Raw genomic sequence first — 9,024 nt, 5'->3', positions numbered from 1 at the left:
GCCGGCCGCTGGCCGGCAGCTTGGTAGTGCGGAGAGCAGCCGGCCAGCGGCCGGCTCTACCCCTGGGCGAGGCGCCTCAATACAGCTCGCAGTGGGTGCGGCCCTCGCCGCGCAAGGCGTCCCAATGGCCGTCACCGCCGATCGCGTCGATGGCTTCACGCACCGCGCCTTCCAGGTGACTCTTGTTGCCACACAGGTAGATGTGGCCGCCACGGGCCAGCACATCCTGCATCTGCGCGGCCTGCTGCTGCAGCACATGCTGCACATAGACCTTCTGCGCGGCATCGCGCGAGAACGCGGTGTGCAGGCCAGCCAGTACGCCACGCGCCTGCCAGTCCTGCAGCTGCTCGCGGTACAGGAAGTCGTGCTCGCGGTGCTTCTCGCCGAACACCAGATGGACCTCGCGTGCATCGCCGGTAGCCTGCAGTTCCTGCATCAGGCCCATCAGCGGCGCGATGCCGGTACCGGTGCCGACCAGCAGCAGGGGGGCGTTGCCGCTGTCGGGCAGGTGGAAACCCGGATTGGAGCGGCAGTACACGCGGGCTGTGTCGCCGCCGTGCAGCAGGCTGCCGGTGGCAGTGCCGAATCGTTCGCGGCCACGCAGGGTGTAGCGCACTTCGCGCACGCACAGGCTCAGCTGATCACCGTACGGATGCGAGGCGATGGAATAGGCGCGGGGCAGGCATGGTGACAGGAGTTCACGCAGGCGGGCCAGTGGCACGCTGTCCGGGGTGGCGTGGTCCTGCAGCACATCCAGCAGGTCCAGGCCATGCAGGTAGGCGTCCAGTTCGCGCTTGTGGCTGATCTTCAGCAGGCCCTTCAGTACGTCGCTGCCGCCCAGCTTTGCCAGCTCGCGCAGTACGCTCTTGCTGAGCAGGCGCAGTTCGCGGTCGCGCAGGGCGTCGACGGCGCTGGAATCACCCAACCAGGTGGCCAGTGCCTGCAGCAATGCCGGATCGTTTTCCGGAACCAGATGCAGGGTGTCGCCGGCCCGGTAGACCATGCCGCTGCCGGCGATGTCCAGCTGCAGGTGCCAGGCCGCAGGGTCACCATGGCTCAGGCGTCGCCGTTCGACGATGCGGGCGTTGAAGGCATTGTCTTCGCCGTAGGCCGTCACCTGCAGGCGCAGATCCTGACCCGCGGTCGCATCACCCTCCAGCACCTGGCCCAGCACCGGCCGCCACTGCTGGAAAAACTGCTCGTAGCCCAGGTCGGCGTCGACACGGTGCAGCAGTGGCTGCGCCTGACGCTCGCTCAGTGCTGCATCCAGTGCCTTGGTGAAACCGCAGAAACTGGGGTAGCCGGTATCCCCCAGGCCGAACACCGCGTAGCGCAGACCGGGCAGGGCGGGCGCCTGGCGCAGCGACTCGAAGAAGCGCTCGCCATTGGCCGGTGGTTCGCCGTCGCCGAACGAACTGGAGATGGCCAGCAGCACATCGCCGTGACCGAGGCTGGCCACATCGATGTCGTTGAACGGCAGGACCTGCGGCCAATGCGGCTGCAGGTCCGGGTCCGCGCCCAGGCGCTGGGCCAGGGCGCGGGCGTTGCCCGACTCGGAGGCGAAACCCACCAGCAGCCGGCTGATGGGCATGCGTGTGGGGAGGGCGTTCACGCAGCCTCGTAGAAGTCGTCGAACTTTTCCTTGCTGAACTCGACCAGGTCGTAGTTCTGCATCAGGTCGTTCACCACGCGGCGGATGCTGATGTACGAGGTGATGTTGCCCTCGGCATCGAACAGCGGCTGCACGGTGGTGTCGACCACGTAGAGCACGCCGCCCTTGCCCAGGTTCGGCACGATGCCGGTCCAGGTCTTGCCGGCCTTGATGGTGTCCCACATGTCCTTGTAGACGGCCTTGGGCACGTCCGGATGGCGGACGATGCTGTGCGGCTGGCCGATCAGTTCCTCGCGCGCGAACCCGGTGAGCGTGCAGAACAGGTCGTTGGCATAGGTGATGTTGCCCTGCAGGTCGGTGGTGGAGATCACCATCACGTTCTGCATGGCGTTGAGCAGCTGGGCGTTGTCGGGGGTGTAGCTCATCGCAGGTCCTTTGGATGCCGGTGACGCCGGCGTAGTGGGTTCCTGCATAGAGATACGCGCCCGTGGCGGTGGGCGGATTGATATAGGTCAAGCGTGTGCCGGGAGGGGGCTGCGACCGGCTGTCGCAGGGGTGGCGAAGGGGCGGCGCTAGCGGGCGATGCCGAGGAATCCGATGCTCTGCTGGCAATATCGCAGCAGTGCGCGCCCGTCTTCGTCATCGCGTTGCATATGATCACCGCTGAAGAATGCCTGCAACGACCGGCCGATCGCGTTGCCGGCATTTCCAGAGCGGCGTGCAGCCGCCGGCAGCAGGCTGTCAGCGCGGGGATCATGGCGGCCGGGTAGCTGTTCGCGCCGAAGCTCTCCTTCAATCGCCAGCAGCGCACATGCCCCGGCGAGGTAGGCCTCCGGTTCCCGGTGCGCGCCCCATCGACGCTGCCCGACCATCGCTGTGGCGATATGGTGGAATTCGTGCGCGGTGGTGGAGATCACGCGCGCGCGCAGTGCATCGGCATCGTCGCCGGCGGGAAACCAGAACGCCACCACCAGTTCTGGTCGTGCCGGCCTGGCGGGCTGTTGCCAGATGCCGCCACCGTCGCTGACGATCGTGACCTGATAGCGGACCGGTACATCCTTCAGGCCTGCCGCGTCGAGGGGGTGTCTCGCGGCGAGTGCGGCGGCAGCGCAGAGTCTCACCGCCTGATCAGGGGATAGGCTGGGTGTGACCCAGCGCACCGCGACGCCTGTCGATGCCAGATGGCAATTGTGCGTATGCGTCGTCTGCTCCGAACTCTCCTGGCCGGGCAGCACCGACGCCGTGCCGATTCCCAGTTGGGAGGGGCGGCCGCGTAGGACCGTGGCATACGCACCGTCAGCGCCGACGATATGGCGGGGCGGGATGTCGAGGGTGTGGCACGCGCTGATGCAGAGCAGCAGCAGTAGTACTGCTGCGCTCCGGACGGGACGTAAACAGGATTCCATCTGCAGGAAATCACCTTTCCAAGGCGGTTGATGGATCCTTGCAGGCATCACGGGATGCTGCCAATCAGACGTGTTGCATACGGCGTCCGGTTACCGGCGCCGGTTGCCATCTCCCGCTCGCTCCATCAGCCCCTCACCCCATCAGATACCGCAGCACACCGGCCGATACCACGCCGATCAGCACCGTCGGCAGCATCGACAGCCGCGTGGCCGCCAGCAACGTGATGGCCAGCGCGGCCAGGTCTGCCGGCTTGTCGGCCACGAAGTCCGGGGCGATCACCGAGATCAGCACGCAGCCCGGGGCGGCTTTCATCACCGTCACCGCGCGCTTGCTCAACGTGCGGTTGCGCAGCGCGAGAAAACCGATGATGCGGGTGAGATAGGTGGCGGCGGCCATCAGGATGATGGTCAGCACCGAGGTCCAATGGATCAGGCCGTTGAAGATCATGCCGCGTCCTCCGCCAGCAGCCAGGCCGCGGCGAGACCGGCCAGCGCGCCGCTGGCCACGTACCAGGCGCCGGGCACCAGCAGGTAGGTGCCCGCTGCCACCAGCAGGCTGACCAGCCATGGCCGGGCGGCGCGCATGCCTTGCCACATGCCACGCAGCAGCACCAGGAAAACAGCGGGGAAGGCCATGTCGAAGCCGTAGGCATGGATGTCGCCGAGCAGCGGGCCGACGATCGCGCCCAGCGCGGTGCACAGCACCCACACGGTGTACAGGCCGGCCGACACGCCGAGGTAGTAGGCCAGGCTGAAGCCCAGTGCGCGACGGCGCGCATCGGCCACGCCCAGCGCCCAGCTTTCATCGCACATGAAGAACAGCGCCGGCAGCACGCGACGGCGCGGCAGGTGCTGCAGCATCGGGGCCAGGCTGGCGCCCATCAACAGGTGGCGGCTGTTGACCAGTGCGGTGATCGCCACGATCAGCGCGATGTGCGGCGGCGAGGTCCACAGCTCGACTGCGGCGAATTCAGACCCGCCAGCGAAGTTGAGGCCGGTCATCAGCGGCACTTCCAGCGCCGACAGGCCCTTCTGGGCGGCCTGGGCGCCGAGCACCAAGGCAAAGGGAATGAAGCCGATCATCACCGGTACGGCGGCGCGCAGGCCGCGCAGGAATTCAGCGCGTGGTGCGGTGTCGCAGGCGGGATCAGGCAGGGGCAGGGTGGTTCGGGCGTCCATGGATCAACAACGAGTGGGGGTGACCCATGCTAACGGTCCGATCACGAAATCGGGTTGCGTTGATGCCATTGCTTCGGCCGAATGTGCAATATCATGCGGTAATCCGGTCAGCGAGTGAAATTCCATGCAGTACCAGCTCGACAATCTGGATCGTCGCATCCTGGACGCCCTGCAGCGCGATGGCCGCCTGCAGAACCTGGAGCTGTCCCGCCAGGTGGGGCTCTCGCCGTCGGCTTGCCTGCGCCGGGTTCGCCTGCTGGAAGAGGGCGGTTACATCGATCGCTACGTGGCCCTGCTGAATGCGGCGAGGATCGGACGGGGGTTCACCGTGTTCGTCCGTGTCTGGCTGCGCGGCCAGGACGAAGACACCACCAATCACTTCATCAACAGCATCAAGTCCTTCCCGGAAGTGCTTGAATGCCATCTGATGGCTGGCGACTGTGACTTCCTGCTGCGGGTGGCAGTGGCCGACCTCGACGCGTACCGACAGTTCCAGATCCAGCACCTGAACCGGATCGCCGGTGTGCAGAACACCAAGACCGAAATCCCCATGCAGCGGATCAAGCAGACCACTGAACTGCCGGTCTGAACCGGCCCGGCGCGTCCCTTGCGCGCCGCCGTCATCGCAATGACACGTGACGCCGCTACGGTGTGACCCGCTTGCCGGCCGTGTGCAGGTCGACCGACCTGGTCGCACCGCGCTCCGCCGCTGCAGCTGATGTCGCTGCCGAGGGTCATGTGTTCTACGTCAGGGGGCTGAATGGACAGCATGCAATCAGACGTTGGAGGGTGGCCGCCGCCGCCGGGTTGCTGTTCGCCTTCGCTGCTGCCGCACAGGACGACATCCGTTCCTATGACATTCCCGCGCAACCGCTGGAACAGGCGGTCGAGCGCTTCAGTGTCGTCAGCGGGTGGTCGGTGATGTATCCCGGCGATCTCGGTACAGGCCGCAGCAGCCATCCGCTGCAGGCCAGCCTGCCGCCCCTGCAGGCGCTGCAGGTGGTGCTGCAGGACACGGGCGTCGAGGCCGAGCTGATCGGTGCGCAACGCGTGGTGCTGCGCCGCGGTGCACGCGCGGGCACTGGATCCTCCCCGACCGATGTGGCCGCCGACCTGGGGCAGCGTCGCCGCTTCGGCGACCTGCAGCAACGGCTGCGCACTGCTTTCTGTGGCGACCCTGACCTTGCACCGGGCGCCTATGCGGCGACGCTGCGCTTCCGCATCGCCAACGATGGCCAGGTGCAGGAACCCGAACTGCTTGCCGGCAGCGGCAGCACACGCCGCGATGCGCGCCTTCTGCAGGCGATGCAGGCCCTGCGGCTGGGCGCCGATGCTGCCGCGCTGCCGCAGCCGGTGACTCTGCAGATCCGTCCTTCCAGCGCGGGCCACGACTGTGGCCGGCGCCCGCCCCAACCATGACGTCAAGGAATCGAACATGAGCAACAGCACGGCTGGGGCGGTGGACCTGATGGACCATCTGCTGGGCGCCTACGACGAACTGAAGCGCCGGCTGGTGCGCAAGCTGGGCTCGGAAGAGCTGGCCGGCGACGCGCTGCAGGACACCTGGATGCGCCTGAGCACGCGCCGACACCGCCTGGACCCGGTGCAGAACCCCGCGGCGTATCTGCTGCGCATGGCGATGAACACCGTGATCGACCGCCAGCGCGCCGACCATCGCCTGCTGAGCCTGGAAGAAGTGGATACGTTGATGGACATGGCCGATCCCGGCCCGGGGCCGGCACAGGCGGCCGAGCAGGAGATGGCGCTGGAAGACATGGTCGGCCTGCTGCAGCGGATGCCCGAGCGCCGCCGCCGGATATTGCTGGCGATCCGCGTGGACGGCCTGCAGCAGCGCGATGTGGCCGAGCACCTGGGCGTGTCGCTGCGGCTGGTGCAGCGTGAGCTGAAAGCCGCACAGGATTACCTGGCCGAACGCAGTGGGCAGGGGCGGCAGGTGCGGTTCTGAGGCACGGCATCCGTCTACACTTTGACGCCGAGCAGAACCCCGCAGCGTGCGGGGACGGCAAGAGCCCTCATGGACGCTGACGATCAACCGCACCGCCCGCTCGACGCCGTGGAGCGCCAGGCCCACGCGTGGGTGGTGCGGTTGTCCTCGGGCGAGGCCACGGCGGCCGATGGCAGGAAATTCCGCCAATGGTGCGAGGCCGACCCCGGCCATCGGCAGGCCTTTGCCCGCGCGAAGCGGCAATGGGAACAGGTACGCCTGGCCGGCGAGCAGCTGCCTGCCGCCGCACGCCAGCCGCAGGCGGCAACCCCGGCGCAACGCTGGAGCCGGCGCGCATTCCTGGGGGCGGCGGTGGCGGCACCTGCGAGCCTGGCCGTGGTGGCTGCGCTGCACCCGCCGTTGGGCCTGTGGCCTTCGGTAACGGCGATGACGGCCGATTTCCACACCGGTACCGGCGAGCGGCTGCTGCTTGCGCCGACGCCGCATCTGAAGATCGAACTGGATACGCAGAGCAGCCTGCGCCGGCGCAGCGACGCGCAGGGTGAGGGCTTCGAGCTGGTGCAGGGACAGGCGGCGATCGACGCCGCAGCGGGGACTCGCCTGGCACTGTTCGCCGGGCCGGGCTGTCTTGTAGCCGACGAGGGCGCAGCACGCCTGGATGTGCGCAACACCGACGGCCAGGTGCGTGTGACCTGCCTGCGCGGCAGCGTTCGCATCGAGCATCCGCAGGGTCGCCTGCAGCTGCAGGCCGGCCAGCAGACGGTGTATGACGAGCGCCTCAGCGGCGTGGTGGCCGAAGCGGTGGCGGCCGAAGTCAGCGCCTGGACCGAAGGCATGCTGGTGTTCCGCCGCGCGCCGCTGCGTGAGGTGGTGGCCGAGATCAACCGCTACCGGCGCGGCAAGGTGCTGCTGGGCGAATCGGCACTGGCGCGCGCCCCGGTCAGCGGCCGCTTCCGCATCGATGATCCGGATGCTGCGCTGGAGCAGCTCGGGCAGACGATGTCGCTCGGCCTGCGTCGCTTTCCCGGTGGAATTGCCGTCTTGGGGTAAGACCCTGGCTGCGCGCGACGCGCACGGCCGCTGCATGCATGGAGAGGCCAAGGATGCGCAACGAGACCATCGGTGTGTTGGATCTGCGCCGGAACCTGTCGGCGCTGCTGGAAACCACCCAGCGCCGGCCGTTGATGGTGCACCGCTACGGCGCGCCGTGGGTCTGCGTGGTGTCCGATGCGCAGTGGCGACAGCAGGCGGTGCTGCTGGAATTCGAGCCGCAGGACCATCCGCTGGCGATGCTGTTGCGGTTGCAACGGCAGGCGCTGCCGCTTTCGGAATCGGGAACGTTGCCTGCCGCTGCACTGGCGCGCGCGCTGCTGTTGATGGCGATGCATGGAATCGAGGGGCTTCCGGCGCTCCACGATCACGTGCGCTACCACCGGTTGTGGCACTGGTTCGTGGCCGCCAGCGATGCGCAGATGGAGGGATGGCAGCTGCCGTTGCTGCAGGCCTCGATGGCGGCACTGTTGGATGACCCGGATGCGATGCACGCACTGGCCGCATTCGCACAGCGCAGCGACGTTGCTGTGTTGGCCCGACGCTGTGGCGGCGATGCTCCGCGCCTGGACCTGGAAGCCTGCAGGCGGATGACGCTGCGGTGACATTCCCGCGATGCTGCCACGCACTGCTCAACATCGCATTCGTGCTGTCGCTTCGGCTGCCTTGCTGACGTCTTCTGCAGAGTACGACGCTCCCGCGTCGCGGAGCGCAGGCGACGCCGATGACCGACAGTCGCAGGATCAGCATGCTGGAGCTGGATCGCCACCTGAGCCAGTCGCTGGAGCAGGCACGGCATGCACCCGTGAATGTGCAGCGCTACGGACAGCCGTGGGTGTGGATGCTGTCCAGCAATGCCTGGGCCGACGCCGCAAGGTGGTCAGCGTTGGATGCCAGCGGCCATCCGTTGATGCTGCTGCGGCAGGCGCTGGACGCGCGCCTGCAGCCGTGGCCGGAATCGGCCATGGCCAGTCTTGCGCAGGAGTACGGGGAGGTGCGCATGGTGCAGCGTGCGGTGCTGCTGGTCGCACTGCGCGCTCCCGCCAGCGTGCAACGCCTGCACGACGATCTTCGCTATCACCAGGTGTATCGGCAGTTCATCGGCTTCGACCATGGCATGGCCTGGTCGCCCCTGCAGTGCATGCGCCTGCTGCAGGCGTGCGCCACGCCACTGCTGCAGCACTGCGTGGACGACACGCTTGCGCGTATTCCGTCGTCGCTGCTGGATGCCGTCTGCATGGCGAACGCACGTCGCGTGGGTGATCGGCTGCAGGAACAGCGGATTTCCGCAGGATGTTTATCGTACTGACACATGCGCCGCTGACCATGGGGCAGCGGTCTCTTCCAGGATGATGAGGGCGGATCAATGGCAACGCAGATGGGTGGTCGCAGGGCTCGGCAGCAGGGCTTCAGCCTGATCGAGATCATGGTGGTGGTGGTCATCATCGGCATTCTGGCCGCACTGATCGTGCCCCGGTTGATGGATCGCCCCGACCAGGCCCGCGTGGTGGCCGCGCGCCAGGACATCGCCGCGCTGATGCAGGCCATGAAGCTGTACCGGCTGGACAATGGGCGTTATCCCAGCGCCGAGCAGGGCTTGCAGGCGCTGGTGAAACCGCCGCAGGGGAGCGGCGCGATGCCGGTCACGCCGTACCTCGACCGCCTGCCGGCTGACCCGTGGGGGCACCCCTACCAGTACCAGAACCCCGGCGCGCACGGCGATATCGACGTGTTCTCACTGGGGGCCGACAGCAAGCCCGGCGGTGAGGCCGGCAACGCGGATATCGGCTCCTGGCAGTTGTGAGGCCAGA

Annotated in this window: 12 protein-coding genes; 7 read left to right on the top strand and 5 right to left on the bottom strand. The window is 67.5% G+C overall.

Going from position 1 to position 9,024, the window contains the following annotated elements; genetic code table 11:
• Positions 1–76 precede the first annotated feature (76 nt).
• The 5 genes from ACFX4F_RS06495 to ACFX4F_RS06475 all read right to left on the bottom strand — a co-directional run bounded on the left by ACFX4F_RS06495 (position 77) and on the right by ACFX4F_RS06475 (position 4,197).
• Positions 77–1,612: a sulfite reductase flavoprotein subunit alpha gene (locus ACFX4F_RS06495; RefSeq protein ID WP_380653363.1), complete on the bottom strand. Its 1,536-nt coding sequence runs from the start codon at positions 1,610–1,612 to the stop codon at positions 77–79.
• Positions 1,609–2,037, bottom strand: a complete 429-nt coding sequence (locus tag ACFX4F_RS06490) for a PAS domain-containing protein (protein WP_032128130.1) — start codon at positions 2,035–2,037, stop codon at positions 1,609–1,611. Before ACFX4F_RS06490 ends, ACFX4F_RS06495 begins: the two co-directional genes overlap by 4 nt.
• 147 nt (positions 2,038–2,184) lie before the next feature.
• A complete protein-coding gene (locus tag ACFX4F_RS06485) occupies positions 2,185–3,066 on the bottom strand; it encodes a hypothetical protein (RefSeq protein WP_380653360.1) in 882 nt (293 codons plus the stop codon).
• Between the two features lie 85 nt (positions 3,067–3,151).
• Positions 3,152–3,466 carry an AzlD family protein gene (locus tag ACFX4F_RS06480; RefSeq protein ID WP_380653357.1) on the bottom strand — a complete coding sequence of 105 codons (315 nt, stop codon included), beginning with the start codon at positions 3,464–3,466 and terminating at the stop codon, positions 3,152–3,154.
• Positions 3,463–4,197 (bottom strand): AzlC family ABC transporter permease, encoded by a 735-nt coding sequence (locus ACFX4F_RS06475; protein WP_380653354.1) that lies wholly within the window; start codon positions 4,195–4,197, stop codon positions 3,463–3,465. Before ACFX4F_RS06475 ends, ACFX4F_RS06480 begins: the two co-directional genes overlap by 4 nt.
• A gap of 124 nt (positions 4,198–4,321) precedes the next feature.
• Here ACFX4F_RS06475 and ACFX4F_RS06470 point away from each other — a divergent pair, with 124 nt between their 5' ends.
• From ACFX4F_RS06470 to gspG, 7 genes are all read left to right on the top strand, one after another.
• A complete protein-coding gene (locus ACFX4F_RS06470) occupies positions 4,322–4,786 on the top strand; it encodes an Lrp/AsnC family transcriptional regulator (protein WP_025874361.1) in 465 nt (154 codons plus the stop codon).
• Positions 4,787–4,935: 149 nt separating this feature from the next.
• Complete coding sequence (locus ACFX4F_RS06465; protein WP_180167464.1) at positions 4,936–5,616, top strand: STN domain-containing protein; 681 nt, start codon at positions 4,936–4,938, stop codon at positions 5,614–5,616.
• Between the two features lie 16 nt (positions 5,617–5,632).
• Entirely contained in the window at positions 5,633–6,163 is a 531-nt protein-coding gene (locus ACFX4F_RS06460) for an RNA polymerase sigma factor (RefSeq protein ID WP_089237960.1), read from the top strand.
• Between the two features lie 69 nt (positions 6,164–6,232).
• Positions 6,233–7,213, top strand: coding sequence for a FecR family protein (locus ACFX4F_RS06455; RefSeq protein WP_380653349.1), 981 nt, complete (start codon positions 6,233–6,235; stop codon positions 7,211–7,213).
• Between the two features lie 53 nt (positions 7,214–7,266).
• A complete protein-coding gene (locus ACFX4F_RS06450) occupies positions 7,267–7,818 on the top strand; it encodes a hypothetical protein (protein WP_180167256.1) in 552 nt (183 codons plus the stop codon).
• Positions 7,819–7,937: 119 nt separating this feature from the next.
• The gene (locus ACFX4F_RS06445; RefSeq protein WP_375070395.1) at positions 7,938–8,522 is read left to right on the top strand and encodes a hypothetical protein; all 585 of its coding nucleotides are present in this window, start codon (positions 7,938–7,940) and stop codon (positions 8,520–8,522) included.
• Between the two features lie 57 nt (positions 8,523–8,579).
• Complete coding sequence (gene gspG / locus ACFX4F_RS06440; RefSeq protein ID WP_380653345.1) at positions 8,580–9,017, top strand: type II secretion system major pseudopilin GspG; 438 nt, start codon at positions 8,580–8,582, stop codon at positions 9,015–9,017.
• The last annotated feature ends 7 nt before the right edge of the window (positions 9,018–9,024 follow it).

The organism is Stenotrophomonas sp. YIM B13575 (genome assembly GCF_042787595.1).
In the GTDB taxonomy this organism is placed as follows: domain Bacteria; phylum Pseudomonadota; class Gammaproteobacteria; order Xanthomonadales; family Xanthomonadaceae; genus Stenotrophomonas; species Stenotrophomonas lactitubi_B.
This window is presented reverse-complemented; position numbering and strand designations above follow the sequence as displayed.

Excerpts from the sequence above, each read along its gene's own strand:
- ACFX4F_RS06460 (WP_089237960.1), top strand. The coding sequence starts at position 5,633 with ATGAGCAACAGCACGGCTGGGGCGGTGGACCTGATGGACCATCTGCTG.
- ACFX4F_RS06475 (WP_380653354.1), bottom strand. The coding sequence starts at position 4,197 with ATGGACGCCCGAACCACCCTGCCCCTGCCTGATCCCGCCTGCGACACC.
- ACFX4F_RS06470 (WP_025874361.1), top strand. The coding sequence starts at position 4,322 with ATGCAGTACCAGCTCGACAATCTGGATCGTCGCATCCTGGACGCCCTG.
- ACFX4F_RS06485 (WP_380653360.1), bottom strand. The coding sequence starts at position 3,066 with ATGCCTGCAAGGATCCATCAACCGCCTTGGAAAGGTGATTTCCTGCAG.
- ACFX4F_RS06455 (WP_380653349.1), top strand. The coding sequence starts at position 6,233 with ATGGACGCTGACGATCAACCGCACCGCCCGCTCGACGCCGTGGAGCGC.
- ACFX4F_RS06490 (WP_032128130.1), bottom strand. The coding sequence starts at position 2,037 with ATGAGCTACACCCCCGACAACGCCCAGCTGCTCAACGCCATGCAGAAC.
- ACFX4F_RS06480 (WP_380653357.1), bottom strand. The coding sequence starts at position 3,466 with ATGATCTTCAACGGCCTGATCCATTGGACCTCGGTGCTGACCATCATC.
- ACFX4F_RS06450 (WP_180167256.1), top strand. The coding sequence starts at position 7,267 with ATGCGCAACGAGACCATCGGTGTGTTGGATCTGCGCCGGAACCTGTCG.
- ACFX4F_RS06445 (WP_375070395.1), top strand. The coding sequence starts at position 7,938 with ATGACCGACAGTCGCAGGATCAGCATGCTGGAGCTGGATCGCCACCTG.
- gspG (WP_380653345.1), top strand. The coding sequence starts at position 8,580 with ATGGCAACGCAGATGGGTGGTCGCAGGGCTCGGCAGCAGGGCTTCAGC.